The organism is Pseudomonas lijiangensis, from assembly GCF_018968705.1.
In the GTDB taxonomy this organism is placed as follows: Bacteria; Pseudomonadota; Gammaproteobacteria; order Pseudomonadales; family Pseudomonadaceae; genus Aquipseudomonas; species Aquipseudomonas lijiangensis.
In genome coordinates this window covers 3,168,033-3,193,066 of sequence record NZ_CP076668.1, presented here as the reverse complement: position 1 = coordinate 3,193,066, position 25,034 = coordinate 3,168,033, and the positions used below count along the sequence as shown (strand labels likewise).

Here is a 25,034-nt window from a genome sequence, read left to right as displayed (position 1 = left end):
ATTTCGGGTCGTTGAGCATTGTCCTGATGTCGGAAAGTCCATGGAAAACAAACACAGTCTCAAGCAACGCATCGTTACGGTTTTTGCGGTGATGAGCGCTCTGATTGCCGGGGTATTTGCGGTCGGTGTCGTTGCTACCGTCCATATTGTCGAGAAAAGACTGGCCATCATTACCCTCGGCAGTGACCTGCACCGGCTCTTGATGATGGAGAACGCAGACGACTGGCGACACCGGCCTTATAAACGCTCGCTGTTCTACGTTCAGGGCGGAGCGGGTGATCTGGCGATGACGCCGTCTCTGGAGGAGCTTGGCGAAGGCTTTCATGAACTCACCTGGGAAAACCGTCCTTATCACGCCATGGTCGAGGTGGTGAGCGGCCGCAAGTATGTGTTGTTGCGCGATCTGCACAGCGCCATCAAGCGTGAAAGAATCCTGCTGGTCGTGGTTTTCATCAGCTTTGTATTGAGCGTGCTGCTGGCCATTCTGTTGGGTCGCTTGCTGGCCCATCGCGTGATTGCGCCGGTGGTACATCTGTCTCGTCAGGTCCGGCAGCGAGAACAATTCATCGGCCAGGCGCCTGCACTGGCCCCCGAATATGCCCAGGATGAAGTGGGTGCCCTGGCCTTGGCGTTCGACAAGACCATGGACCAGCTACGTGCGGCATTGGGGCGCGAGAAGCTGTTTACCAGTGACGTGAGTCATGAGCTGCGCACGCCCTTGATGATCCTGATCAGCTCCAGCGAACTGCTGCTGGAAAACCCGAGTCTGGACAAGCGCTCCCATTCCCAGGTGGTGCGCATTGCCAGGGCCAGTACCGCGATGCAGCAACTGGTGGAAACCTTTCTGCTGCTGGCCCGTGCCGAAAGCAATCAACCCAGTCAGGGACCCCGTTCGACACTGTCGATGGTAGCCAGGGAACTGGTCGAATTCTGGGGGGAACCCATCAGGCAAAAAGGGCTGGAACTGATCTACGAACCTCTGGAAACATCGGACACCCTGTACAACGCCACACTTTTGCACTCGGTCATGGGCAACCTGCTGCGCAATGCCTGGCACTACACCGATCAAGGCTTCATTCGCCTGACTGTGAAAGCGGACAGCTTTGTGGTGGAAGACAGCGGCATAGGGATTCCCGTCGAGAAGCAGCAAGCCATGTTTCAACCCTTTGTCAGGGGCGATGAACAACGAGGCAATGGTCTGGGGCTGGGTCTTTCACTGGTGCAACGCATCTGCGCCAACCAGCAGTGGCAAGTGCTGCTGACCAGCCGGGAGCCCAATGGCTGCCGGTTTGAAATACGGCTGCATGCTATCTGACCGTGGGACCGGATTTATCCGGGAAGAGGGCCTGTACATCCGCCGCATCTTTATCTGAAGAAATACTGCTTTCCCGAATGAATTCGGTCCTACAAACCTGCCACGTAATCGAAAGGCCGCTCAATTGCGCCCGTTCGACCAGCGTCTGTAATCGGCGGGTGTCATGCCGGTCAACTGGGTAAAGGCGCGGCGGAAGGCGGTTTCTTCGCTGTAGCCGCACTTGAGAGCCACTTGCTTGACGCTGCTGCCCGGTGTTTCCAGAAGCACGCAGGCAGTCTCTATCCTGACGCGAGTGATGAAGGTCTTGGGGGATTCGTTGGTCAGTTCCTTGAGTCGGCGATGCAGGGTTCGTTCGCTCATGTTCAGGGCTTTGGCCAGGCCTCCGGCTGTCAGTTCGGGATTGGTATGGCGGATGATCTGCTCTGCCTGCAGCAATAACGGGTCTGCTGCATTGACGAACCCCCGAGGCGCATAAATCAGTTGTGGCAGCGGCAAGCTGTCGGCCACGGAAATGTCAGCGGCCAGTCTGGCGACTTCGGCTCCGGCCAGGCGCCGGATCACATGCAAGGCCAGATCGACCCAGGACAGCGGGCCACCTGTGGTGATGATCCTGTCCTGTTCTTCCACAGCCGTGCCCCAGACGGGAAGTGCCTTGGGGAAGCGTTGTTTGAACGCGTGATGCAGCCACCATGTGGTGGTGCAGCGCCTGCCATTCAGTAAGCCCGACTCACCCAGCACAAAGCCACCGGCACAGGCTGCGCCAATCAGCACGCCTTTTTCGTGGCTGCTCTTGAGCCAGCTCGCGGCCTGACGGATCGAGTCGGACAGCGGCGGCAGTCCGTCCGGTCCCAGGGCCATCCCGGTGACAAGGGCGACATCGCAATGGGCCAGGTCATGAAACGAGCCATCTACCGGAATCTGTCGGCCCTGCGGGTCGCGCAGAGCCTTGCCATCGGCGCTGACGATGGTGGTTTCAAATTCGAGACCGGCCTGATCGATGAGGCTTTTTGCAGCGCCTTGTGGCGGGGTGCGCAATGCCTGATTGGTGATCCAGAACATATCCGACAGACCGGCAATCGCCGACATCAGACTGCCATCCACGGCAACGATCGCTATGCGCACAGGAACTCCTGGTGAATTTTACGGGTTGGCGAGTTTTGCATGAAACATGGCTGGTTTGCCATCTGATGCCATTTCAAGAGCCTCTATAGACTTTTCTCCATCAAGTCATTCAGGCGTTTCCCATGAATTTTCTCAGACTGAGTCAACTGGCCGCGGCGCTCGGATTGACGATGCTGTTCACCTCTGGCCAGGCCATGGCCGCACCTATAGAGCAGGGCGTGCGCAGCATTGTGCTGGTGCATGGCGCATTTGCCGACGGCTCCAGCTGGACTCCTGTCATTGCCAGGCTTCAGGCCAGGGGCTATCGAGTCACCGCGGTCCAGAACCCGCTGACTTCACTGGACGATGATGTGCTTGCCACTGAAAGAGTGCTGAAGCGCCAGAAGGGCGATGTGCTGTTGGTGGGCCACTCCTGGGCGGGTGCCGTGATCAGCCAGGCCGGTAACGAGGCCAATGTAAAAGGCCTGGTCTATCTCAGCGCCCTGGTTCCCGACAGCGGTGAATCGGTGGCTGATCTGCTGCACAGGCTCAATGCCCCCATGGAGGGGCTGGTACCCGATGATCAAGGCCTGATCTGGCTGGACGATCCCCAGGCATTTCAGCAGGTCATGGCGGCGGATCTGCCCATGAAAAAGGTACAGGAACTGGCCGCGACCCAGCAGCCCATCTCGGTGGACAGTTTTGCAGGGAAGGTCCGGCATGCGGCCTGGCATGAAAAGCCCAGCTGGTATCTGCAAACGGAAAACGACCATGCCCTGCGACCTGATCTGCAAAAGGTCATTGCCCGGCAGATTGGCGCAAACGTCACCTCCATCCGCTCCAGCCATTTGTCTCTGCTTTCTCACCCCGAAGAGGTGGCCGCACTGATAGATCGGGCCGCCAGGGAAGCAGGCCAGCAATCTTCTAACTGATAACCCCCGCAAACGTGAGGCTGAAATGAAAATACTGCATATCGACTCCAGCATTCTGGGCAATAGTTCTGTAACCCGCGATCTGTCTGCCGCCACGGTGGCCCATATCAAGGCCCGCCATCCTGATGCTCAAGTGGAGTACCGCGACCTGGCCCTCAACGAAATCAGACACCTCAATGGTGCCATTGCAGCCGGATTCCGTCCGGGCAGCAGCATTGCCATCGATGACAGCGCCCGGCAGGAACACCTGGTATCGGAAGCGCTGGTGAGCGAGTTCCTGGCCAGCGATGTGCTGGTGATCGGCGCGCCCATGTACAACTTTTCCGTGTCGAGCCACCTGAAAGCCTGGCTGGACCGAATCGCCCAGATGGGGCGCACATTCAAGTACACGGATAAAGGCCCTGTCGGCCTGACCGTCGGCAAGCGGGTCATTATCGTATCGGCCCGTGGCGGGTTTTATGCGCAAGGGCCGGCAGGCCATATGGATTTTCAGGAAAACTATCTCAAGGCCTTCTTCGGTTTTCTGGGTGTCACCGATGTGCAGGTGGTCAGGGCCGAAGGCGCATCGAAAACCGAAGAAGTGCGCAACAAGGGAATCGAACAGGCCCGGGCGGCGATTGCCGAAATATCGCTCTGAGTCTGTAGGACCAATGCCAATCAGTTAAGGTAAATGAATCACTTTGTGGGAGGCAGCTTGCTGGCGACTTTGGCGTACAGACGCAGAATATCTGCCAGTTTTCAGGCCTTTTTCGCCAGCAAGCTGCCTCCCACAAGTTTTGTATGTGCCTTAACTGATCGGTGTAACGCCTACGAGCAGTTCTTCGCGCAGCAGCGGCGTCAATTCCTCAATCAACACCTGAACCGAGCGCAATGCCCGGCAATCGGGACGAGTCAGTAGCCAGAGGTCGGTGCTGCAGCCTTCCAGGGGAGGGCTCAGCACTTCGGTGCCGGGCAGATTGCGGGCGGTGAAGTCGGGCATGGCCGCCACGCCAAGCCCGGCTGACACCAGTTGCGAAACGGCCGACATGCTGCTGCATCGATAGTGTGGCACGACGGCAGGGAATGCCTGTCTGCGCCAGATGACTGAGGTGTGGTCCGGCATTGAATCGTCCGGGCTGATCCAGGGCACGGATGTCGGTGAATCCAGCAAGGGCTCGCGATAATCCGGGTGGCCGCAAATGACGTAGTGGGCAGTGCCCAGTTGGCGGCCGATCAGGTGCTCGGGCGGCGTATTGGTCAGGCGCAGGGCAATGTCCGCATCGCGGCGGCTCAGGTTGGCGAAGGTATTGGAGGTCGCCAGTTCCAGGGTCAGTGCCGGGAAGGACGGCATGAAACGGGCGAGGGCAGGTAACAGCAGGCTGTGCAGTACGGCGTCGGTGCAGGTCAGACGCACCGTGCCGCTGACCACATTTTCCCCTTGTTGCAGGGCCACGCGCGCGGCATTGAGGGCCAGTTCCGCTCGTTCTGCCTGCTCTGACATGGCCTGTGCGGTGTCGGTTGGAATGTAGCCGCGGCGGTTTTTCTCGAACAATGCAGTACCCAATGCCGCTTCGAGCCTTCTGATGGAGCGGAATACCGTGGATATATCCACCTGCAGCAACTCGGCGGCCCTTGCCAGGGTGCGTCCGCGCACCAATGCCAGCACGAGGGTCAGGTCGGCGTGACTGATCTCATATTGCATCGCTGCATACTTCCATTGCCAGAATGCCCATGCCAATTGCGGTGGTGACTATCTTAGACTCATGCCAATGAGCGCGATAGCGGCTTTGCAGGCCCTTCGCGCATATCGTCAAAGAGGCTGAATCATGTCGAACCTTCCAATGATTGGCGTTACTGCGTGCCGTCAGCAGCTGGGTAAATACTCGTCCCACACGGCGGGCGACAAGTATGTCGAGGCGGCCGCATTTGCCGGTATGCCTGTGGTCTTGCCTGCGCTGGCCACGCCAACCGATCCTGCCCAGTTGCTGGCCCGTCTGGATGGCCTGCTGTTTACCGGTTCGCCCTCCAACGTCGAGCCGCGCCATTATCAGGGCGCGGCCAGCGCCGAAGGCACTCAGCATGATGTGTTACGTGACCGCAACACCTTGCCACTCCTGCGGCAGGCCATTGCCCTGGGCGTGCCGGTTTTCTGTATCTGCCGGGGCTTTCAGGAGCTGAACGTGGCCTTGGGTGGCAGCCTGCATCAGCGTGTTCATGAACTGCCGGGTTACATGGACCACCGCGAGCCGAAAAGTGAACGGCTGGAAGAGCAATATGCACCGCAGCATGGCGTGCAGGTGCAATCCGGTGGCGTGCTCGATTCCCTTGGTCTGGCTCCGGGCTTTGAGGTCAACAGTCTGCACAGCCAGGGCATCGATCGGCTGGCGGGCGATTTGCGCGCAGAAGCGCTGGCGCCGGACGGTCTGGTCGAAGCGGTATCCATGCCTGGCGCATCGGGGTTTGTGCTGGGCGTGCAGTGGCACCCTGAGTGGCAGTTTCTGGACAATCCTGTGTCGTTGCGTCTGTTCGAGGCATTTCGTGAAGCCTGTCAGGTTTATGCGCAACGCCGCAGCCAGCGATAGCCGGAGCATGTTCCGTACGCTGGCAAACGTGATTTAATACGCGGCTTTTGTGGGGTTGTGGTGTCTGCCATCAATCGCGCCTCATTCACCGAATATTTCTCATGTAAGGCGGCTATGGACACGGGAGCACGACTCAAGCTGGTACGCGAAAGCTATAAGTTGTCTCAGCGCGAGCTGGCCAGACGCAGCGGTGTGACCAATGCCACGATCTCTCTGATCGAGCAGAATCGGGTCAGCCCTTCGGTCAGCTCCCTCAAGAAACTGCTTGAGGGCATTCCCATGACCCTGGCGGATTTCTTCACCTTCGATCAGCCGCCGGGGCAGGACCAGTATGTGTTCCGCGCCAGCGATCAGCCCGATCTGGGCCGTAACGGGCTGCGCCTCTTGCTGGTCGGCGCGACCCTGCCGAGCCGGCAGATGCGCTTTCTGCGCGAGCAGTACGCGCCGGGTGCCAGTTCCGGTGATGAACCCATCGTGCATGCCGAAGGCGAGGAGTGCGGTTTGGTTACTCGCGGGACGATCGAGCTGACCATCGATGGCCAGACCAATATTCTGAGCGCCGGGGATGGCTATTATTTCCCTTCCACCTTGCCTCACCGCTTCCGCAATATCGGTCAGGACGAGGCCGAAATCATCAGCGCCAACACACCTGCAAACTTCTGACCGGTCCCCATCGCAGCCGATGGGGAGCACGTCATCTCAGCGAAGGCTCCAGGAAACCCCGGCATAGACGCCCATTCCATCGCCCGGAGTCGAACGGGCCATATCCTGCCCACGGTCGTCATAACCCGGCGTCACGGTACTGGCATAACGTTTGTTGGTCAGGTTGCGCAGGTCCAGCCAGGTCTGCCAGTCATCCTTGGGCGAGGCATAACCCAGCGTTGCCCCCAGCAGCGTGTAAGCGTCTGCGTAAAAGGAGTTGGCGTAGTCCACGGCAATTTTTGACGCATGCTCGGTGTTCAGGCCGACGTAAAAGCCGGTGGGATGGCTGTAGCGCAGTTGAGCCTGATAGTAGTGTTTCGGAATGCCAGCCAGTTGGTTATCACCGAATCGATCGTCATCACGGTAATGGAAGTCGCTGTAGGTATAAGCCTGGAGCAAGGCCAGCTTGCCGGTTGCTCCGCCTTGCCACAGCGTGCTGTCCAGACTGGCTTCGACCCCTTGGTGAAGGGTCGGGCTGGCATTGGATTCCGCAATGATCGCCGAGGTGGTCTGGGTAGCAGCCTGGGTTTCGACGCTCAGCAACTCGTGGCGTACCTGCGAGTAGTACCAGGCGAGGTCCCAGCGTCCAATTTCGCTTTCACCGCGCCCGCCCAGCTCCAGGGTGGTGGCGGTCTGGTTTTCAAGCTTCACGCCTGCCCGCTGCAGGCCGGTCGCGGCTCCACTTCCGGCCGGGAAGAACTTGTTCGAGCCCCAGATCATCGACCACGCATGAGGTGGCTCCACCGAGCGGCTGAGGTTGCCGTACACCTGCAATTGCGGCGTGAATTCGTAGCGAAGGCCGAGGCGGGCGGCGTAGTCCCAGTCATGGGTGCTGACCGGGTCGTTGACCTCAGGGTAAGTGACTTCCGTCTCGCGGCGGGTATAGATGGCCGCGACACCGGTAGTCAGCCACAAGTCCGGCACCAGTTCCAGATCGTTGCCAAGATGCAGCGCCGTGTCGGAACCCAGGTAGCTGTAATCACGGGTCTTGGTGCCAACGGCAAAACCTGCGGTATTACCTGTGGGGATCCGCACGTATTCGGAGGCGCCGTTGTTCGGCAGGCCTTTGGTGGTGCGCAGGCCGATGGTGGTGATGCTTTGATGCCCGGCCAACTGGTCCTGACGAATGTAGTTCAGCGTGCCGCTGACATCGGTGTAGGCGACTTTCAGGCGGTTGGTGCCTTCGCGCAGGTCCATGGGGTAGTCGTGATAGACCAGGCCGGCTTCCACGCGGGAATTGTCATCCAGATAGAACGTGGTATTGTTGGCGAGCCAGGTGCTGCCCGGTTGCAGGCGTTTTGAGTCGCGGGTCACATTGAGTGAGTTGGCTGCACGCGGGTCGTGCTTGATCTGCTCTTTGGTGAGCCGGCCCGGCGTATCGTTATCGGTTTCCCGATAGCGGAAGTAGAAGCGGGTTTCGATATTCGGGTTGAAGCGATAGCCGACATTGGCGGCAATGCCTTTGCTGCCACCGGAACTCTGGTCCTGGAAGCCGTCATAGTTCGAGTCGGTCAGGCTGACGTAGTAATCCAGATCCCCTAGCACCTGCCCGGAACTGATCTGGCGCTTGGTGTAGCCGTGGCTACCGGCTTCGTAACGCAGTTGCAGTTTTGGCGCGTCATAGCCGGTGCGGGTCAGGTAATTGATCGAGCCGCCCAGAGCCAGTGAGCCCTGATCGAAACCATTGGCGCCGCGTCGCACGTCCACATGGCTCAGCCACAGAGGTTCTTTCAGTTCATAAGGTGTACCGCCGGGGCCGGTAAGCGGCAGGCCGTCGAGCATTTCAAACAGCCCGGAAGCATGCGCGCCGGGCGCCCGGTTGATGCCCGAGCCGCGAATGGAAATCTTCGCACCTTCGTTGTTGGCGGCCTTGGCATAGATGCCAGGCTGGTATTTGAAGACATCTTCATTGTTGGCCACACGGCCTTGCTCGACATCGTTCAGGTCCACGACATTGGTGGCTCCCGGCACTTTCTTCGCTTGCTCCCGCGATGCCTCGGCCGCGCTGACCGTACCGGCCGACACCTCGATATTCTCCAGGCTGACGGTATTGGCAGCCTGAACGATATTGGCGCAGACGAGGGTGGCGCTGAAACCAAGCAATCTGGCCGGGTTCAGGCGCGAGAGAGGGAAAGGTGGGGAGTGTTGCAAGTGCATATGCCTTGTTCCTTGAGAACGACCACTGTGCCGCAGAATAGGTATTCGATGCCGGACAGGGGGATGGCGTCACTTGCAGGTGCAGCAAGAGAGTAGGAGCGAATTTATTCGCGAGAGGCCAGTACACCCGACAGATATGTGTCGTTTGAAATGCCGTATCGCGAATGAATTCGCTCCCACTTTGTGGGTTTTTTCAAGATTTCAGGAGGATAACGCCACGCGTCGTAACCTCCCGGTCAGCGGCACCACTGTATTTTCCCGACCCGGCAGCAGGCGTCCGGTAAGCCCCATACCTTCGCTGACGATCACGGCATTCTCCACAAGGCAGAGGTTGGAGGGTGTATCCAGCCCTGTGGCTAGCACAGTGACTTCCCGCGCTTTCAGGTCGCAGCTCAATAATCGGCCGCTGAACCGTTCGAACCCTCCATGCAAGGCTTCGCCGGCCCATTCGGGGCGCAAGGGTTGCAGCAGGCGGTCGCACAGTTCCAGCACCAGTACGCTGCCATCCGCTCGGATGGCCAGGCCGGTGGGTAATTGCAGCCCGCTGATCAGTAGCTCGATCTTGCCGGTGTCGGGCCAGACCCGGATGACCTGGCCAGCCCTGTCGACAAAATCGATGCCTTGACGCTCAGGATTGGCACGCAACTCCCCGGAGAACAGGCTGATCAGGACAGCTCCGGTCGCAGGCTCATAAACCAGGGTCACCGGCACCGCCTCCTGCCCTTGAGCCAGGTCAGGCAATTGGACCAGGATGCGTTCACCTTCATTGCCGTCTCTGAATTCCACCAGTTGGTTGGTATCAGGCTTGACCGCCAGCCAGCTGTGACGGGTGGGGTGATAGCACAGCGAGTTCAGGTTGCCCTGGCTGCGGAAAACCGGCTCGGGCGGTGAGTACTGGATATCCAGGATCTTCGAACCCTGCACATAGTCGGTCTGGCTGACCAGAAAGCGCCCGTTACCCCAGGCAATATCCGAGACGCCCATGATCTCGTCCCGCAGCATGCGAGGCTGCATGTTCATGGCACGAAAGCCTTGGGCCAGAGGTTCGGCAGGCAGATAGACGCCCGGACTTTCCGGGTCCGGGCGCAGAACGCTGATGCGGCCACTGAAGGTCGCATCGGGCAACCCCGATCCTGCTTCGGTCAGAATCAGGTTGCCATCGGGCCCGGAGCACAGACCTCGCGGGTTCAGCAAACCCTCGGCAATGAAAGTACTGGCACACAGTCGCTCAGTTGGATGGGCGGGAATCTCAATGGGAACAGTCATGACGCTCTCCATAGCTGTGGGTGGTGCGCTCATGGCAGCGGCTGCCAGGGCGTGCCTGTCAGGTAGGCGCTGAGCAATGCTCGTTGGCTTGGTGACATCGAACGAACCACCGGCATATATAGAGTGGTGCCTTTGTAGTTGTCCGAGATGCGTCTGAGAATGGTGTCCTTGGCCCCCATGACTGCATTTGGCTGGTTGAGCGGTACGTAGCGGGACATGGCAGGGAAGGCCAGATAGTGATAACGCAGCACGTTGGGATACATCTGATCCCAGGTGATGGTGCTTCCCGCAGCGATGCCGAAATCCGTCTGGGAGTATTTGCGGAAGTTGCTGAAGTACGAACTGTTGCCCGCAAGGGTGTACGTCAGCGTGCTGAAACCAGCCAATCCTTCGGTACCTGCCTTGGGCGTGATATCGACATCGACCGAGAGCTGGTTGGCTAGCACTTGAACTGATGTCGGGTAGTTCAGGCAGTCGAGGCTGGTGCCAATTGCTATTCCAATAGCGGTGTCGGAAGGGACAGGCCCGCCCAGATACCTGACCTGCAACTGAATCGTCAGGCCATCAGGATGGTCTTCCAGGTAGATATTTCTCTGGTCGGTGTAGAGTCTGTAAGCCGATTCTTTGATCAGCAGAGAGCTTTCTCTTGTTGTTGGCCAATAGCTGATTTTCTTGTCGGGGGCCGACAGTGAAAGCGGTTGGGTCTTTGCCTGTTGTGCGTTGCCCGCATCCAGAGGTAAATCCACGATGCCGCCATACAGGTAATAGTTTTGCAGGTACTCGTTGTCCGGGGCCAGTGTCGCGAGAGTTGTTGTGCCTGCGCAGAAACTGACAAGGCCATAATCGGCATTGGGGCCGATGGGGCTGGTGATGGCCGTTCGATCAGCCCTGAACGTTTCCTTGGGAATGAGGTTCACCATATCGATGCTCAACAACCCTTTGTTGCTCAGGTCTGCAAAGCCGGTGCTTTTTGTGTCTTGATTGACCAGCAGTCGACCCGCCGGGCAGATGGCAGGCTCGTCGGCAAAGGCCGGTGCCAGTGTACCGATAACTCTGCCAATACTTGGGTTGGGTGTGTATTTCCTGGCTGCATAATCAGCATTCAGTTGTTGGGTGGTCAGGGTCGGGCACATCTCGAACATGACGAAACGCAGGACGATTCCGGTTGCGCCAGGGGCCTCGATGATCGATTTCAGGGCTTCGCTGTTCTGGTTGTAACTGACGATGCTGTCCCGCGGGAAGGTCAGTTGAAAGGTGCCGCTGAGGGCGAAGGATCCTGGCGCATCCATGGTTGCCGGTCCCAGTATTCGCTGCTTTACATCCAGGCTGCTGCAAACGGTATCGCAGTTGATCAGTAGCTGAGTATCGCCGTTGTTGCCGATCTGAAGACCACCGACAAATATCTGGGTGGTAACCGTTGATGTCGGGTCCAGATCCACCATCATCGGGCCGGAGGAACTGCGCTGGCCGGTGACCGGGTCCAGTGAACCGAGCAGATAGACGGGTTTTCCCACCAGGTCGCCTTGCTTGCTGATACTTCCCGGATTCCCTTGCGAACTGATCTGCGTGTCCAGTTCGACGACATGCTGGCCGTAGTGATTCCAGCCACCCTGGGTGTAACCACTGGTTGGCGCAGTACTGGAGGGAGTATTGATCTTTTCGTTCAATTGCTCATCGCTGTAGGACTGTGCCCCAGGAGCAATAGTGGAGGTTGCTGGATCGAACAGCTGGAATCCGTCGTCATCGTTCTGAGGCACGGTCGCCGAATTGTTCGGCACACTCACATCCGTGCTGATGCCACCCCAGAAATTCAATCGTGGTCCATTGAGAATGCTCATGCTCTATTTCTCGTCCTTGGCGCCTTGGGCGGCGGGTTGCGCAAATTTGAACATGTAGGAAAAGTCGGCCTTGTAGGGGCTGCCGACTGGTGTCGCCATGGAGTGGCACGCCATGCAACTGCTGTTGGCCTGGATATAGCTTTCCATCGTGACGTTGGCCGAGAGTGCCGGGGTCGGCTGACCCAACGGATTACCGGGGTTGTTCGGGTTGAACGGACGTTGGGTCGTGACGAGCTGGTAGTACTTCAGAGCGCTTTGCTGCAAGCCGGGATTGAGCTGGAATCCCTTGTTGATCAGTTCGGTGGAGAGAGCAATCGGCGTCACCCGGTTCAGCGGGTTCGGGGTCTGGAAGGTGGTGCCGGCCTTGGGTACGCACACCATCTTGTTGTCTTGCGTCTGCCAGTCGCACGGAGACTGATTGAGGCTGGCAGGCTCGGCATGGGGGTTGAAGTAGGAATAATTGATGCCGGAAGTCGGGTTGTCGATCCATTGGCCGCCCGATTCCTTCTTGGGCGGCACGTTGTCGACCTGCTCGAAGGTGGACCAGATCCACTGCGGATAGCCCTGAACCTTGGTGATGATGTGCAGACCCACCAGCCCCAGATAGGCATCTTCAACAGCACCGGTGGGCTTGCCCTGATCATCGAACAGATCGACCTGGGAATGAACCGTCAGGTAACGACTGGCATTGTCGGCGGGCGTGAGTATGCGCCAGCTGGACTTGACCTCGATGACGCCGTTCGGGAATGAGATGTTGCTGGCCTTGGAAACTACATTGGCGTTGTAGAAGTCGTTGGCCACGATGTAGTTGTACGAAACCTCGTTGGCCGAGATGTCGTAGTAGGTCGGATTGCCGCGTTGATCGATCAGCCAGCCGCCCACGGCCTGATCGACCGCCTGGAGTACGCTGGTGTTTTTCAGGGCCGAAATATTGATCATGCCCAGATTCCGGGCGGTCAACGGCGTATTCCAGGGGCCTGGATTACTGCCGTCTGCCGGGAATATTTCACTGACGTTCTTGTAACTCTGCCAGACGGTGTAACCCGCATCCCCAGGCTTCTTGTTGCAGTCGGGGGTTCCGCGCTGACCATCCGTTACGGGCCAGTTCAGGGCGATGAACATCTGCCAGCTGTACAGATCGAACGGGTCCTGGCCGCTTTTGGCGGCTGGGGGGCTGCCGGGCAGCTGGCAATTCAGGCTCGTCACCGACACATCCGGCATCGGTTGTTCAAGGGCCAGGGCAGGCAGGCTGACACTGCCGAGCAGTGCCAGGGCAAGACGATATCGAGTAGTCATGGCACACGTCCTTGTCTGTCAGGGCCTGTTGGGCATCAGGTTGTTCCATTGCGCCTTTTTGCCGTTGCTCAGCGTGGCTGGCGGGTTGAACAACTGGCAGGGCTCGGGATTGGCCGGACACATCTTCGCCACCTGCGCCCAGGTCGTGGCCGGGTCCGGTTTGCTTACGCGAAAGTTGGTGTAGTTCTGGCTGACGATGGGCGCATCGGCGGTGGAGACGTCGCCTGAAAAGAAGAAGGATTGCGGGTGCCGATACGGTGCCTGACCCTGCTGGTCGCGGGTGGCGTCCTTGAAGAATGAATAGCCGAACAGGATCGGACCATCCGGCCCCGGTACATCAATGGAATAGGCCTGCACGCTGGCATTGAGGTTTTTGCTGCGCTCGGGGCTATACGGCAAATGCTGGATGAAGTCCTGGCGAGGCGGGTGGTTCATGGGTGAGAACATGCAGCAGGCGGGCATGCCCTTGGGGCGGTCCTGCTCGTAGGTCAGGAAATACGCCTTGTTGCCCAGGGACACGAAGGAGCAGGTGTAATTATTGTCCTTGATCGGGAAGATCGGCAGGCAGTATTTCTCGTAGTGCTCCATCATCGCGCCGTAGCCATCGCCGTCGGCCGGAATGTAAGTGGTGTCGTAATAGCTGGTGCCCCTGGAAACGCTGTAATCACTCGGCTTCAAGGTGGAGGGCGGGTTGCTGTAAGGCGGCGGGTTTTTCTTGTAGCTGTCGGTGGTCACCCGGTACATGGTCCAGTCACTGACCCAGAATGCCGGGAAGAACGGATCGCTGGGGTCGGTCGGGTTGCGTTTGGCGATGCAGTTGCCGTTCTTTTCATTACAGCCTGCGGTGTTGTGTACGCCCATGGACGGGTAGATATCGCCGCCGCCCTGCGCAAACAGGGAGTTGCAGAACAGCAGGCTCGACAACATGAACAGCCGAATCAGAACGCTGGATTTCATACGACACTCCTTTGAAATGGCGGATGGCCTGTTGGCCACCCGCTTTCCTGCCTGGGCGTTTAACAGCTTTTCGGGAAGTCGCTCATGCTCAGGGGCGTGGGCGGGTAGTTGCCCTTGACGAGGGATTGCGCCCAAAGCTCCAGTACGGCACGGCGGCTTTGCGGCATGTCACGGGTGATGGGCATCGCCAGTGTGCTTTCTTCCTGGTACGGCTTGCTGATCAGCACAATCAACTGATCGACCGCGCCTTCTATGCGCTTCAGGGAGTTGAGCGGCATGTACTTGGCCATGATCGGATACAGGTAATAGAAGGGTTCGAGGATTCGCGGATAGATGAACTTCTCCCAGATCAAGACACGGGCGTCCTGCTGCTCGTAGATGCTGTTCCAGTAAGTGATGAAGTCCTGTTGCAGTTGCGGCTCCAGAGGAAGAACCCGCAGAGGTGCCAGGAAGTCGGTGTAAGCCGACAGGTAGTTGAAGCTGAAAGGGATCTGGGGGGCTTGATCACCTTCCTGTACGAAGAAGCGCAATGTGGGAAAGCCCGGGGCCTGAGCGGTAAAGGTCAATTGAGCGACACCGTTGGCATCTGTCGTGATCTTCGCCACGCTGTAGTTCACTGTGCTGCCGTTTTTTCCTTCCAGAGTGTCTTGATGCCCAATGGCATTGGCCAGCGATAGACAAGGCGTCAGCTCCAGCGCTGTCGGGTTGCTCAGGTAGGTCTGATAGCTGACTTCTTTCGGAGAATCGTCCTTCAGTACGCTTGCAGCCAGCGGAGGTAAAAACTCCGTCAGCTGGCGACCGCTGCCATCGGCGGCCAGGCTCAATACGGGAGGGGTATTGAGAAATTGTGGCAGCACGGATGCGTTCTGCTCATAAGTGGGTGGGTAATTTTCGAACAGAGTGAAATCTGCTGCATTACTGAAGGCCAGGTAATAGCTACTGGTGGTCACTGAAAAGGCGTTGTTGTATTCCGCCACCCAGACCACGGTATTCGCCGCCGGTTTGCCATCGTACTGAACCATGATGTTCAGCGTCTTGGTATCGCCGACATCGATGAAACTGGCGCTTTCCACGACTTCGGCGGTCCACATCTGCTGTGTGGCGGCGGTCGTGGGTGACGAGCCCGACAATTGCAGTTCCAGCGGCCCGCTTTGCAGTTTGCTGATGGCGTCGGGTGTCAGGGAGAAATCGAGAATGCCGGAGCGCTTGTCGAAAGCGGACTGTTGATACTGATCGAAGCCGAAGCTTGCGACCTTGCTGAATTGTCCGTTGGTTCGTACTCCCACCTCATAGTCACCTGCCTGGAATTTCTCGGCCACGGGGACTGCGGCCTTGTCGTCCACGGTATAAAACGGAAAGCCGGTTCCCAGATCCAGCGACAGAATGTTGCTTTCAGGCTGTACCTGAGCCGAAATCACACCAAGCTGGATAGTGGCTCCGGGCGGAAGAGGCGTATCGCCCGGCGTTTTCTTGTAAACGCTGATGGGTGATGCCGGAACCAGACGACGTCCGGCAGGTGCAGTCGGGAATTCATCCTCGAACCATAGCCCCAAGGTGCCAGCCGTACGGCTATAAGCCGGGTTGAAGAAAATATCTGCAACGTTATCCAGGCCTTTCTGATACATGGCCTGCATTTCTTTCTGAATTTTTTCCTGCGCGCTCTGGCTCTTGTCTGCGGAGTGAGTGATGAAAGGCGGGTAATCGTTGAAAATGCCGTTTTTGTCGTAGTAAGTCAGATAGGTCGAAAACCGGAACATCAGACCTTTGGCATTTTGCTTTTCCATCTGCTGCTGAAGGTTTTTCAACAACACCGAGTTTCCGTTTACCCATTGCAGGTTTTCCTTGGGGAAACAGGTCTGCCAGGTGGTGGTGACATAATTCAGGCCGCCGAAGGCTCCCCAGTTGAAGTTCAGAAAGCGATCAAGCATGCGGTACTGGCGGTCAAGAGTCAGACCACACTGGCTGTCTCCAATGATCAGCTTGTCGAAATACAGTGCCGTGAACGTGTTCTGCCAAGGACTCACATCAACGAAACGGGCCGGTGTCTGTGCAGTGCTGCCAAAAGGGTTGCCTACCAGTTGGTAACTTTTGTTGACCAGATCATCCTGGCTGATATAGCTGTCGTTCTGCAGCTCTCCGCCAATGACCAGAGACTGAATATCCTTGTAGCCCACTGTGCCGCAGCCATTGTCACCAAACAGATCCCATTCGCCGGGAATGCCGCTCGCGCCGTAATTGCCCGGTACCTGTAATACGTAATCGGGCACCCTGGGAATCGGTGCGATGGTCCAGGGCATCAGAGTGGTGGCGGCATTTTCAGGCGTGATGCCGTACTCCTTCAGAAACGGCCAGTTCATCTGCATCTTGACTGCGTCGTACAGCGGAAACATGTCGTTGTTATTGGCCGTCGGCGGATTCCAGAACATGTGGCCATTGAAATAGATACGAGGGAAATTCAACACGCTCATGGGGTCACTCTCCTTTAGGTGCAGATCGTTGCCACTGGGCGCGTTTGAGCGACCAGACGAAGTCCAGTTTCTGGTAGCCGGCATAGGCCGAGTCCGGCAGTTCCTTGACCGGATAGACGATGCCGTCCTTTTCCGGGAGCGCGAAGTTGAAATAGTGTTTTGTCTTTGAGTAGGCCGCTGTGCTGTGGCAGGCGAGGCAGTCGGAATTGCTCTGGAAAGCCGACTCCAGTTGCGAGTTGGCCAGCAGTTGCCCGTCGTTCTGGTACTGGACGCCGATCAGTTCGTACTGCGCCAGAGCCGGGTACTGGGCCTGGAAGGTGGTATTGACCGGTTGTGCCGCCGCTGTCGGCCCGGTGATGTTGGTCATGGGTTTGGCCGGAGTGTCATTGGTCACGCTGTACTTGCTGTTGTTCTTGTTTTCGAAGGTGGTCCAGACCCAGCTTGGCGACAGCTTGTTGATGACATGCATGCCGCTGAGGGCGGCATAACCCACGTTGTAGGTCTTCTCGTCATCGTCCAGGTAATAGGCCTGAATGATGTAATAGCCGTCATTGGCCAGTTGCTGCATGAACGCCTGGTCGGCACCGATCCACAGCCAGGAGGTTTTCAACTCCCAGGCTGTCGAGGGAAAGTTCAGGTTGCTGGTCAGGGCCGCCTGGCCGTTGGTGTTGTAGACGTTCTTTTCAACGATGTAATTGAAGGTGTCTTCACTCATCTGCAAGTGAAAGCGTACGGGCTGGCCCCGTTGCGCCGCAGGGACCTGATTTCCCATTTGCAGGATCAGCCCGTCCACTTGCTGAATGCTGTCCAGATTCTGGAAGGTACGCTGCATGTTCATGTTCAACTGTTGAGCCTTGGTTTTCACATCGGCTGGCAGTTGTTCACGCTGTGCATAGGGCAGGGGCTGGGCGCCATTGCTCAGATAGACCTGATCGCTGGGCTTGAGGGTTTCCCAGACACGATTGGGGTTGCCTTGGGCTGCCGGCTGGTTCAGGCAGGCAAACCAGTTCCAGGCCATGGTTTCAGGGCTCTGCTGGAAGGTGGTCCAGGTCGTGGCCTGGCTGGTGCCAAACTTGAAAAGGTTGGTGCAATCGAAAGGGGGTGGTGTCTGCGCCTGAGCCAGACTGGCCACGGCACTTAGAACGCTTACATAAAGGGCTCGCCGCATGAAATCTCCTTGGCATTCGTCTGATCACGGTGTGGGTGCCCCCGGAAATACTCCAGAAGCAGTTGCTTGACGGCTGTTGCAGGAAGACGCTCCGGCAACTGCAGTTCGCAATTTGTAATAAGTAACGGGCCTGACTGTTCATCGCCGGGCAAGCGTCCATGGCTGCCGCGAATCAGTCGGGTATCGAGAGGGATCAAGTCCATGTAGTAGCGAAAGCCGAGCTTTTTCTGCAGCAGGCGGCGCGCCACTTTCAGTTTCGGAAAACGAATGGCCGGGTCGATGAACAGCTCCAGCGGGTCGTAACCGGGCTTGCGATGAATGTCCACGGTGCGGGCAAAGTCGGGTGCCTTGCGATCATCGAACCAGTAGTAGTAATCGAACCAGAAACCGGCTTCTGCGATGGCCACCAGCTCGCCGCTGCGAGGGTGATCGAGTTGCCAGGCCTGCTGTTCTGTCTTGTCCAGCACCTGCTCGATGCCTGGCTGGCGCTGCAACAGGGCTTTGACTTTGGGGATATCCTGCGCCCGTTTCACGTAGATATGGGCGATCTGATGATCGGTGACGGCAAAGGCGGCACTGGCGCCTGGATCCAGCAGTTCCCAGGACAGGGACTGACGCACTTGCAGCAAGCCTTCCGAGCGCAGCACCCGGTTGATCGACACCGATTGCTGAACCGCTTCTATGCCGTATTCCGAAAGCAGCATGACCTTGGCACCTTGCTGTTCGGCGAAGGCCAGCAAGCGTCCGACTTCATGGTCGATGGCCCGCACTTCATCGGCAATCGACGGATGATCCGGCCCGTGGCGTTGCAGGCTGTAATCCAGGTGCGGCAGATAGACCAGTTGCAGATTGGGCCGGTTGATGCGGAATTCGGCCATGGCGCAATCCACGATCCAGCGACTGGACGCGATACCGGCGGCGGGTCCCCAGAAACCTGGAAACGGAAACTCGCCAATCTGCTGCTCGATGACTTCGTGCAGCGACGCCGGTGACGAATACAGACCGAACATTTTGCGGCCGTCAGCGGGGTAGTGGGGACGTGGCGTGATGGCGGCGTCCACGTCGGCATACATGTTGAACCACCAGAACAGCTGGCTGCTGCGAAACTCCGGATGCTCACGCTTGAGAGCGTGCCAGACCTTTTCGCCCTGTATCAGATCGTTGGGCTGCAGCCAGAAGCGGACTTCGGCCTGATCGCGGAAATACCAGCCATTGCCGACAACGCCATGCTTCGAGGGCGGCTGGCCGGTAAGGATGGACGCCTGCACAGTGGAAGTCACCGCCGGAAACACCGGCTGCAAGCTGGCCATCTGCGCATTCTTGAGCAACGCATTGATCTGCGGTGTGGCTTCGCCCAGCAAGCCGGGTGTCAGGCCCACCACGTTGATCAGCAGCAGTGGCGACAGGTCAGATCGCATCGGCATAGGCCTTTTGCTTGTGGGCATCGGCCAGCAGTAAACCGCGCTGGCGCAGTTGCTTTTCGACCCATTGCAGTTCGGCCGCGATGCCCAGCAGCAAGGCCCGTTCGGTCTGTGGCCTGATGGCGGAAGGCAGGACGTTCCAGCTATAGGTTTCCGCTTCCAGCACCGGACGGAAATCGGCGTGCTCTGCCAGGAAATCGAAAGTCTGGCTCAAGGCCAACTGGCTGCCGCTGAGTTCTGGCAACAGCAATTGCTCGCTGAACAGCGGCACGTGGAAGTGAATCCTCAGCTCGCTGCTTTGCTCCGGGTTCTCCAGTGCTGCTGGCAGATCCGACCAGGCTTTGAGCTGGCCTTGTGGGTCCAGGGTCTTGACCTGATGCAGGTAGGTGGCTTCGGCAAAGTCGCCCAGCGCATCGAGAACCTGTTCACGGCGACTGTCGTCTTCGGCGGGCAGATGGCAGATCATGGCATTGGATAGCTGGATCTTGCCCACCGGAACCCCGGCTTCGCGCAGCCTGCCAAGCGACTCATGACAGTCCTCGAACACGACCGCCTGATGGCAGACATCGAAGCACAACGCCAGATGCTCATGATGAGGGTCGCGGGCTTGCAGGCGCTGAAAGAACTCGATGGCCTGGGTGGTGTTTTCCAGCACGCAGTCCGGCTCCATTTCCAGGCAGATCACGATCTTCTTGCCGGTTTTGTGCCGAAGGCTGGCCAGGGAAGACGTCAGGTGCCCCAGCAACTCTTCGGCACGCTGCTGCCGCTCCGGGCTCCAGTGGGCGGCGTAACCCAGTGGAACGCTGGAAATCACGCCCTGATCGCAGTCCGCAGGCAAGGCCTCGGCCAGAATTTCAGCCAGTTGCAGGCTGTAGGTCAGTCGTTCGGCGTCCGCCCAACTGGGCAGGTAGACCTCGGCTTTCACCGCGCCCTTGTGAAACTGCCCGTAGGGAAAGCCGTTGAGTGACGTCAGGCGCATTCCGGCGCGCTTCAATACGGCCAGAAATTCTTTGCGCGCCGCTGCATCCTGTAACTCCTGAGCCGCCTGGGCACTGATCCACAGGCCGCTTTCCTGTTCGGTCAGTTTGCGCTGCTGGCGTACACCCCGGAAATGCTGCTCGATGGAGGCGCACAACTCAGCCAGCCCGGGCGCGGGATGCACGTTGCTGCAATAGCCGATCTGGGCAGCGGTCCAGCCGGACGCGGCACTCATTTGACCACCGGTTCCTGACCACGCAGGGCCGAGTTTTCCTGCCATTGTTTACGCTGATCGATGGGCATCGGGGTGCTGACCAGTTCCTTGTCCAGTTGCCCGCTCTGGGCGAAGAAGTCCACCGGGTTATGGAACAGCACGTGTTCGACCTGCGCTTCGGTGAAGCCGGCCGCCAGCATTGCCTGGCCGGTTTTCGGCACCTTGAGCGGGTCGCTGACGCCCCAGTCTGCGGCACTGTTGACCACCATCTTTTCAGTGCCGTACTCCTTGAGCAGCGCCACCATGCGTTGCTCCGACATCTTGGTGTTGGGGTAGATCGAGTGGCCGCGCCAGCAGTCGGTTTCCATCACCAGGGGCAGGGTCAGCTCGTTCAGGTGGTCGATGATGACCTGGTTCTCGGGAATGCCGATTTCGCGGACCACCGCCAGCGTGCGTTTGGTGCCGCCAATCTTGTCGCGATGGGGGGTGTGGACCAGGACCGGCAACTGGAACTGCTTGGCCAGCTCCAGTTGCGCTGCGAGAAAACGGTCTTCTTCGGGAGTGATATCGTCGTAGCCGATTTCACCGACGGCTACCACGCCGTCCTTGACCAGATAGCGAGGCAGGATATCCAGCACCTCGTAGGCGATCGACAGGTCGTTGGCTTCCTTGGGATTGAGCCCGATGGTGCAGAAATGATGGATGCCGAACATGCTGGCGCGGAAGCGTTCCCAGCCCAGCAGCATATCGAAGTAGTCGACAAAGCTGCCGACACTGGTGCGCGCCTGGCCTTGCCAGAAGGCGGGTTCGATGACCCCGGTGATCCCGGCGGCGGCCATGTTCTGATAGTCGTCCGTGGTACGGCTTACCATGTGGATGTGCGGATCGAAGTACTTGGGCATGGAACATCCTCGTAATGCGCAAAGGGCAAGCGTTGGGGAATGCGGGTTTGGTGTTACCGAAAGTGCCCGGCCCATTCGGCGGGCAGGCGTTGCGCCTGACGCAACTGGGCAAGCCTCTGGTGTTGGGGGGCTGTGAGCAGCGCGAAAGCGATGACGTGAACCAGGCCGACTGAAACCGGACGCTCGGCGGCAAGCTGTTCTTCCAGCAGGTCGAGGGCAAGCTGGTTCAGCGAGCTGCTGCGCCTTTCAGGCAGACCCAGCAGGCGCCGGATATCAAGGCCCATGCTTAGCGCTTTCAGCACCAGTTGGTGGAAAGCGCGCTCGTTGTAGTGGCTCGACGGGAAGGGGTTATCCAGCGCAATGGCGGCAAACACCTGACTGTTGTGGGTGCGGCCGGCCTGAAGGGCCAGGTCCAGGCACTGCCCGCTGGCATCGAACCAGTCCAGGGCCTTGAGGATGGCAATCTTTTCCTGATCGTCGCCCCAGGCATAGAACTGACGCAGCAACGCTGAGCGCTTGCCGGGTTCCTGATGCTTGAGGGCTTCTGACAGCAGCAGCACGCGGGCTAGCTGCACCTTGGTCCATGCAGCGTCATCAGCCTCAGGCCGCTCAGCCAGTTGACGTTTGCACTGACTGCTCAGAAGCACCAGCGTGTCGGCACTCGGGTTTTGCGCAATCTGTGGCAGCGCACTGTCCCACCACTGCAACTCGGACATCGGCAAGTGGCGGCTGAAGCGCTGCAGTTGGTCGGTCAGGATCTCTTCTCTGAGTTCAAGTGCCGCAAATCCATTCGGGGCGATTTCGATCATGTGGGCTTGATCCAGCGTTGGAAGCGAGGAAGCAGAAAGAACACCAGGACGCACAGCAGGCTGGCCCAGGGTTGATCCGCCAGGGCCAGAACCATGGCGTCGAACAGTGGCAGTGCAGCCAGACCCGCACCGATGAACGCGCGGACCTGACGATGCTGCGGGTTGGCCAGATGACGCCAGTAATTGCGTCCCAGCCAGACGAGCCAGATCAGCAGCACCAGCCAGAACATGCCGTTGCTGGCGTAGCTGACCAGGATCAGCGGGCTCAGCATCAGCAGCAGCGGGAAGCGGCTGAGCAACTGGTTGCGATGTTCCTGACGGGCCAGGTAGGTCAGGCCACTGATGTAGGCGCCCAATAATGCCGCGCAAAGCCAGATGGGTTCCGGCGGTACGCTGAGGCTGGCAGCCGCTGTCAGGTAAAGCGCCGAGCGGCAGGCGCCCATCAGCCAGACGCTGTGGGGGTATTTCTTGTGCAGAATGTTGTAGGCCAGGATGAAGCCGAGCAACAGCGCAGCGCTGCCCAGCAGCCAGTCCGGTTCTTCGATCAACTGGCTCAGGCCCAGTATCGCGACGGCCGCCACCAGAATCAGTGCGCCGACAGCCAGTGCGACTTGCTGGCGGCTGACCAGCCCGAGGGTAATGGGGCGCGGATTGTCGTGTTGCTGATCCCAGTCGGCATCCAGCAGGTCGTTCAAGAGCATGCCGAACAGATAAAGCAGCGACAGCACGACCAGCAGCAGCCCCCAGACCAGAAACGAAGGCGGGGCAAGGGCGCCAGCGCTACTGGCCAGCAATGCGGCTGCCAGGGTATTGGTCCATACCGTCGGCAGATTGGAGACACGGCCCAGGGTCATCCAGGTTTTCAGGGAGGTCTGGTTCATTCAGGGCAACTCTTGGTCCAGCCCAGGGGCGAAGTGCTGTAGGACGACAGGCGCTGCAAGGCTTGCTCCATCAGCGCGAAATCGATTTCGTGCAGATCGGTGGACTCACCCAGGCTGGTGAGCATCGGGATGGAAAGCTGGCCGCCAAGGTGCTGCCTGAACTCTTCCAGGCCTTGCACGATCAGCGAGCGACCCTGGGCATCCTTGAGCAACAGCTCCGGCGGGTTGAGGCTGAAGCCGAGTTGCACGAGCAGGTGCAGCAGGCGTTCGGTATCGGTGTCCGACAGCAGCTTCACCGCATTGGCGTACAGCGCGTCCAGCGCCATGCCCACGGCCACCGCTTCACCATGGCGCAAGCGGTGCTGGCTCAGGTTTTCCAGCTTGTGGGCGGACCAGTGCCCGTAATCCAGTGGCCGGCCGTTGCCCCGCTCGAACGGGTCGCCTGCGCCTGTGATATGCCCCAGATGCAGTTCTGCGCAACGGCGGATGGCGTAACGGCTGGCGCTATGCTCAAAGGTCGCCAGCGCCTGGGCTTGCTGCTCCATCCACTGAAAAAAGGCTGAATCCTTGATGGCGGCAACTTTCACGGCCTCAGCCAGCCCGGCGATCCGGTCACGCTGTGACAGGCTGAGCAGCATCTGGAAGTCGTTGATCACCGCATTGGCCGGGCAGAACGCGCCGAGCAGGTTCTTCTGGCCAAAGGCATTGATGCCGTTCTTGACGCCGATACCGGCATCGTTCTGGGCCAGCACTGTGGTCGGGATACGGATCAGGCGCATGCCACGGTGGAAGGTGGCGCAGGAATAGCCCACAGCATCCAGTACGGCACCGCCGCCCATGGCCAGCACATAACAATGCCGGTCCAGCCCGTGCTGCAACATGTGTTCATAGAGCTGATGCAGGACTTGCGGTGTCTTGCTCAGTTCACCTGCTGGCACCGCAATGGGCGCGGTCTGCAAGCGCAGGTCACGGGCATGAGCGGCAAAGTAGGCATCAATCTGCGGCAGCAGATGGGGTGACGACTTGAGCAGTTGCTCGTCGGCAAAGATCAGCACGGTTACCGGGCCCGGCTGCTCGGCAGTGAGTTGCGCCCGCAGGCAGTCATTTTTCGGGTCGAACAGGTGATCGGTAAAAACCACCGGATAGTTGTAGCTGACCTCGAAACGGCCCTGCAAAGGACCGTCGGTGTCTTTTGCAGCGCGGCTCTTGATGATTTTCACCAGACTGCGACCGGCAATGAACAGACCGGGCAGGACCATACTGGCCAGTATCGTTACCAGCAGTGCGTCCTTCTCCATGAGATAAGTGCCGATGGCGCTGTAGGCCAGGGCGAGCCCCGCATTGGCCAGAGTCGTGACCAGCAGGAACTGACGCAGCGGATAGCGCTGCATGCCAGCGGCCACCACCGAAGTTTCCGCCAGCACCGGCACACCACGAAGGCAGATCAGCGACAGGGTATTGAGCTGATAGGCCAGTTGCCCGCTGCTGCGCTTGTTGACCGCCAGGCGCCTGGACAGCAGCCGCAAGTAACCGGCCCCCAAGGCATAGCCCATTCCGGCACCCAGACAAAGCCCAATGAAAATGACCAGATAACCGCCGATACTGCCCAGCAACGCCACCGCCATCAGCGCCACGATACTGGAGGGCACAGGCAGCACGACATCGAACGCAAGCAGGGCAATCAACAGGAGGGCGAGGTTTAACTTCTGAATGGGGTCTGACGGAATCGTCAGGCTCAGACCGGTCAGGAATTGTTCGATCTGCTCACCAAACAACAGAAAACTGGCGATGACCAGAATCGAAAAGCACAGCAACGATAGCCACCCACTTCCGGCAACTCCTGCTTTGGAGAGTGCACGGTACAACGGACTATGCTTCATCAAGCATCCCTCTTGATTGTTATGACTGAGTGTCCTTGTCAGATATTTCAAACTGCATCCGGGGCCGGCATTACTCCTGTCTCTACAACCAAACGGGTAGGGCGCCTGACCGCTCAGGCTTGGAATGAGTAGCAATGTAGTTCAGTGCTAGCGTTTTGCAAGTATGTGAAATGACAGAATTTGAATGG

20 protein-coding genes are annotated in these 25,034 nt (G+C 58.7%); 5 read left to right on the top strand and 15 right to left on the bottom strand.

Annotated elements, in window-relative coordinates:
- Nucleotides 1-40 precede the first annotated feature (40 nt).
- The gene (locus tag KQP88_RS13075; RefSeq protein WP_216703276.1) at nt 41-1,315 is read left to right on the top strand and encodes a sensor histidine kinase; all 1,275 of its coding nucleotides are present in this window, start codon (nt 41-43) and stop codon (nt 1,313-1,315) included.
- A 120-nt stretch (nt 1,316-1,435) separates the two neighbouring features.
- Here KQP88_RS13075 and KQP88_RS13070 read toward each other — a convergent pair whose 3' ends face one another.
- On the bottom strand, nt 1,436-2,437 hold the full coding sequence (locus KQP88_RS13070) for a GlxA family transcriptional regulator (protein WP_216703275.1): 1,002 nt from the start codon (nt 2,435-2,437) through the stop codon (nt 1,436-1,438).
- A 122-nt stretch (nt 2,438-2,559) separates the two neighbouring features.
- Between KQP88_RS13070 and KQP88_RS13065 the strand changes: the two genes are divergently transcribed.
- Nucleotides 2,560-3,348 (top strand): alpha/beta fold hydrolase, encoded by a 789-nt coding sequence (locus tag KQP88_RS13065; protein WP_216703274.1) that lies wholly within the window; start codon nt 2,560-2,562, stop codon nt 3,346-3,348.
- A gap of 25 nt (nt 3,349-3,373) precedes the next feature.
- The gene (locus KQP88_RS13060; protein WP_216703273.1) at nt 3,374-3,985 is read left to right on the top strand and encodes an FMN-dependent NADH-azoreductase; all 612 of its coding nucleotides are present in this window, start codon (nt 3,374-3,376) and stop codon (nt 3,983-3,985) included.
- A gap of 150 nt (nt 3,986-4,135) precedes the next feature.
- Here KQP88_RS13060 and KQP88_RS13055 read toward each other — a convergent pair whose 3' ends face one another.
- Nucleotides 4,136-5,029, bottom strand: coding sequence for a LysR family transcriptional regulator (locus tag KQP88_RS13055; protein ID WP_216703272.1), 894 nt, complete (start codon nt 5,027-5,029; stop codon nt 4,136-4,138).
- Between the two features lie 124 nt (nt 5,030-5,153).
- Between KQP88_RS13055 and KQP88_RS13050 the strand changes: the two genes are divergently transcribed.
- Together KQP88_RS13050 and KQP88_RS13045 are read left to right on the top strand one after the other, a co-directional pair.
- Nucleotides 5,154-5,909 (top strand): gamma-glutamyl-gamma-aminobutyrate hydrolase family protein, encoded by a 756-nt coding sequence (locus tag KQP88_RS13050; protein ID WP_216703271.1) that lies wholly within the window; start codon nt 5,154-5,156, stop codon nt 5,907-5,909.
- 114 nt (nt 5,910-6,023) lie between these two features.
- Nucleotides 6,024-6,572 carry a cupin domain-containing protein gene (locus tag KQP88_RS13045; RefSeq protein WP_025260295.1) on the top strand — a complete coding sequence of 183 codons (549 nt, stop codon included), beginning with the start codon at nt 6,024-6,026 and terminating at the stop codon, nt 6,570-6,572.
- Between the two features lie 36 nt (nt 6,573-6,608).
- Here KQP88_RS13045 and KQP88_RS13040 read toward each other — a convergent pair whose 3' ends face one another.
- The 13 genes from KQP88_RS13040 to KQP88_RS12980 all read right to left on the bottom strand — a co-directional run bounded on the left by KQP88_RS13040 (nt 6,609) and on the right by KQP88_RS12980 (nt 24,846).
- Complete coding sequence (locus KQP88_RS13040; RefSeq protein ID WP_216703270.1) at nt 6,609-8,768, bottom strand: TonB-dependent receptor family protein; 2,160 nt, start codon at nt 8,766-8,768, stop codon at nt 6,609-6,611.
- Between the two features lie 201 nt (nt 8,769-8,969).
- The gene (locus KQP88_RS13035) at nt 8,970-10,034 is read right to left on the bottom strand and encodes a hypothetical protein (RefSeq protein ID WP_216703269.1); all 1,065 of its coding nucleotides are present in this window, start codon (nt 10,032-10,034) and stop codon (nt 8,970-8,972) included.
- A 29-nt stretch (nt 10,035-10,063) separates the two neighbouring features.
- Entirely contained in the window at nt 10,064-11,872 is a 1,809-nt protein-coding gene (locus KQP88_RS13030) for a hypothetical protein (RefSeq protein WP_216703268.1), read from the bottom strand.
- Between the two features lie 3 nt (nt 11,873-11,875).
- Entirely contained in the window at nt 11,876-13,168 is a 1,293-nt protein-coding gene (locus tag KQP88_RS13025; RefSeq protein ID WP_216703267.1) for a hypothetical protein, read from the bottom strand.
- An 18-nt stretch (nt 13,169-13,186) separates the two neighbouring features.
- Entirely contained in the window at nt 13,187-14,125 is a 939-nt protein-coding gene (locus KQP88_RS13020; protein WP_216703266.1) for a hypothetical protein, read from the bottom strand.
- A 59-nt stretch (nt 14,126-14,184) separates the two neighbouring features.
- Nucleotides 14,185-16,593: a hypothetical protein gene (locus KQP88_RS13015; protein ID WP_216703265.1), complete on the bottom strand. Its 2,409-nt coding sequence runs from the start codon at nt 16,591-16,593 to the stop codon at nt 14,185-14,187.
- Nucleotides 16,594-16,597: 4 nt separating this feature from the next.
- Nucleotides 16,598-17,761 carry a hypothetical protein gene (locus KQP88_RS13010; RefSeq protein WP_216703264.1) on the bottom strand — a complete coding sequence of 388 codons (1,164 nt, stop codon included), beginning with the start codon at nt 17,759-17,761 and terminating at the stop codon, nt 16,598-16,600.
- Complete coding sequence (locus tag KQP88_RS13005; RefSeq protein WP_216705954.1) at nt 17,740-19,179, bottom strand: alkaline phosphatase family protein; 1,440 nt, start codon at nt 19,177-19,179, stop codon at nt 17,740-17,742. Before KQP88_RS13005 ends, KQP88_RS13010 begins: the two co-directional genes overlap by 22 nt.
- On the bottom strand, nt 19,169-20,395 hold the full coding sequence (gene eboE / locus KQP88_RS13000) for a metabolite traffic protein EboE (protein WP_216703263.1): 1,227 nt from the start codon (nt 20,393-20,395) through the stop codon (nt 19,169-19,171). The genes KQP88_RS13005 and eboE overlap by 11 nt, the downstream gene beginning before the upstream one ends.
- The gene (locus KQP88_RS12995; protein WP_216703262.1) at nt 20,392-21,276 is read right to left on the bottom strand and encodes a TatD family hydrolase; all 885 of its coding nucleotides are present in this window, start codon (nt 21,274-21,276) and stop codon (nt 20,392-20,394) included. Before KQP88_RS12995 ends, eboE begins: the two co-directional genes overlap by 4 nt.
- Before the next feature lie 53 nt (nt 21,277-21,329).
- Complete coding sequence (locus tag KQP88_RS12990) at nt 21,330-22,085, bottom strand: EboA domain-containing protein (RefSeq protein WP_216703261.1); 756 nt, start codon at nt 22,083-22,085, stop codon at nt 21,330-21,332.
- On the bottom strand, nt 22,082-22,966 hold the full coding sequence (locus tag KQP88_RS12985; RefSeq protein ID WP_200992140.1) for a UbiA family prenyltransferase: 885 nt from the start codon (nt 22,964-22,966) through the stop codon (nt 22,082-22,084). Before KQP88_RS12985 ends, KQP88_RS12990 begins: the two co-directional genes overlap by 4 nt.
- On the bottom strand, nt 22,963-24,846 hold the full coding sequence (locus tag KQP88_RS12980) for a 3-dehydroquinate synthase (RefSeq protein ID WP_216703260.1): 1,884 nt from the start codon (nt 24,844-24,846) through the stop codon (nt 22,963-22,965). The genes KQP88_RS12985 and KQP88_RS12980 overlap by 4 nt, the downstream gene beginning before the upstream one ends.
- Between the last annotated feature and the right edge of the window lie 188 nt (nt 24,847-25,034).

What these genes read in the sequence shown, in the direction of transcription:
- KQP88_RS13055 (WP_216703272.1), bottom strand. Translation starts at nt 5,029, where the DNA reads ATGCAATATGAGATCAGTCACGCCGACCTGACCCTCGTGCTGGCATTG.
- eboE (WP_216703263.1), bottom strand. Translation starts at nt 20,395, where the DNA reads ATGAGTGCCGCGTCCGGCTGGACCGCTGCCCAGATCGGCTATTGCAGC.
- KQP88_RS13060 (WP_216703273.1), top strand. Translation starts at nt 3,374, where the DNA reads ATGAAAATACTGCATATCGACTCCAGCATTCTGGGCAATAGTTCTGTA.
- KQP88_RS13020 (WP_216703266.1), bottom strand. Translation starts at nt 14,125, where the DNA reads ATGAAATCCAGCGTTCTGATTCGGCTGTTCATGTTGTCGAGCCTGCTG.
- KQP88_RS13010 (WP_216703264.1), bottom strand. Translation starts at nt 17,761, where the DNA reads ATGCGGCGAGCCCTTTATGTAAGCGTTCTAAGTGCCGTGGCCAGTCTG.
- KQP88_RS13050 (WP_216703271.1), top strand. Translation starts at nt 5,154, where the DNA reads ATGTCGAACCTTCCAATGATTGGCGTTACTGCGTGCCGTCAGCAGCTG.
- KQP88_RS12995 (WP_216703262.1), bottom strand. Translation starts at nt 21,276, where the DNA reads ATGCCCAAGTACTTCGATCCGCACATCCACATGGTAAGCCGTACCACG.
- KQP88_RS13040 (WP_216703270.1), bottom strand. Translation starts at nt 8,768, where the DNA reads ATGCACTTGCAACACTCCCCACCTTTCCCTCTCTCGCGCCTGAACCCG.
- KQP88_RS13015 (WP_216703265.1), bottom strand. Translation starts at nt 16,593, where the DNA reads ATGAGCGTGTTGAATTTCCCTCGTATCTATTTCAATGGCCACATGTTC.
- KQP88_RS13045 (WP_025260295.1), top strand. Translation starts at nt 6,024, where the DNA reads ATGGACACGGGAGCACGACTCAAGCTGGTACGCGAAAGCTATAAGTTG.
- KQP88_RS13025 (WP_216703267.1), bottom strand. Translation starts at nt 13,168, where the DNA reads ATGACTACTCGATATCGTCTTGCCCTGGCACTGCTCGGCAGTGTCAGC.
- KQP88_RS12980 (WP_216703260.1), bottom strand. Translation starts at nt 24,846, where the DNA reads ATGAAGCATAGTCCGTTGTACCGTGCACTCTCCAAAGCAGGAGTTGCC.
- KQP88_RS12990 (WP_216703261.1), bottom strand. Translation starts at nt 22,085, where the DNA reads ATGATCGAAATCGCCCCGAATGGATTTGCGGCACTTGAACTCAGAGAA.
- KQP88_RS13005 (WP_216705954.1), bottom strand. Translation starts at nt 19,179, where the DNA reads ATGCGATCTGACCTGTCGCCACTGCTGCTGATCAACGTGGTGGGCCTG.
- KQP88_RS13075 (WP_216703276.1), top strand. Translation starts at nt 41, where the DNA reads ATGGAAAACAAACACAGTCTCAAGCAACGCATCGTTACGGTTTTTGCG.
- KQP88_RS13030 (WP_216703268.1), bottom strand. Translation starts at nt 11,872, where the DNA reads ATGAGCATTCTCAATGGACCACGATTGAATTTCTGGGGTGGCATCAGC.
- KQP88_RS12985 (WP_200992140.1), bottom strand. Translation starts at nt 22,966, where the DNA reads ATGAACCAGACCTCCCTGAAAACCTGGATGACCCTGGGCCGTGTCTCC.
- KQP88_RS13065 (WP_216703274.1), top strand. Translation starts at nt 2,560, where the DNA reads ATGAATTTTCTCAGACTGAGTCAACTGGCCGCGGCGCTCGGATTGACG.
- KQP88_RS13035 (WP_216703269.1), bottom strand. Translation starts at nt 10,034, where the DNA reads ATGACTGTTCCCATTGAGATTCCCGCCCATCCAACTGAGCGACTGTGT.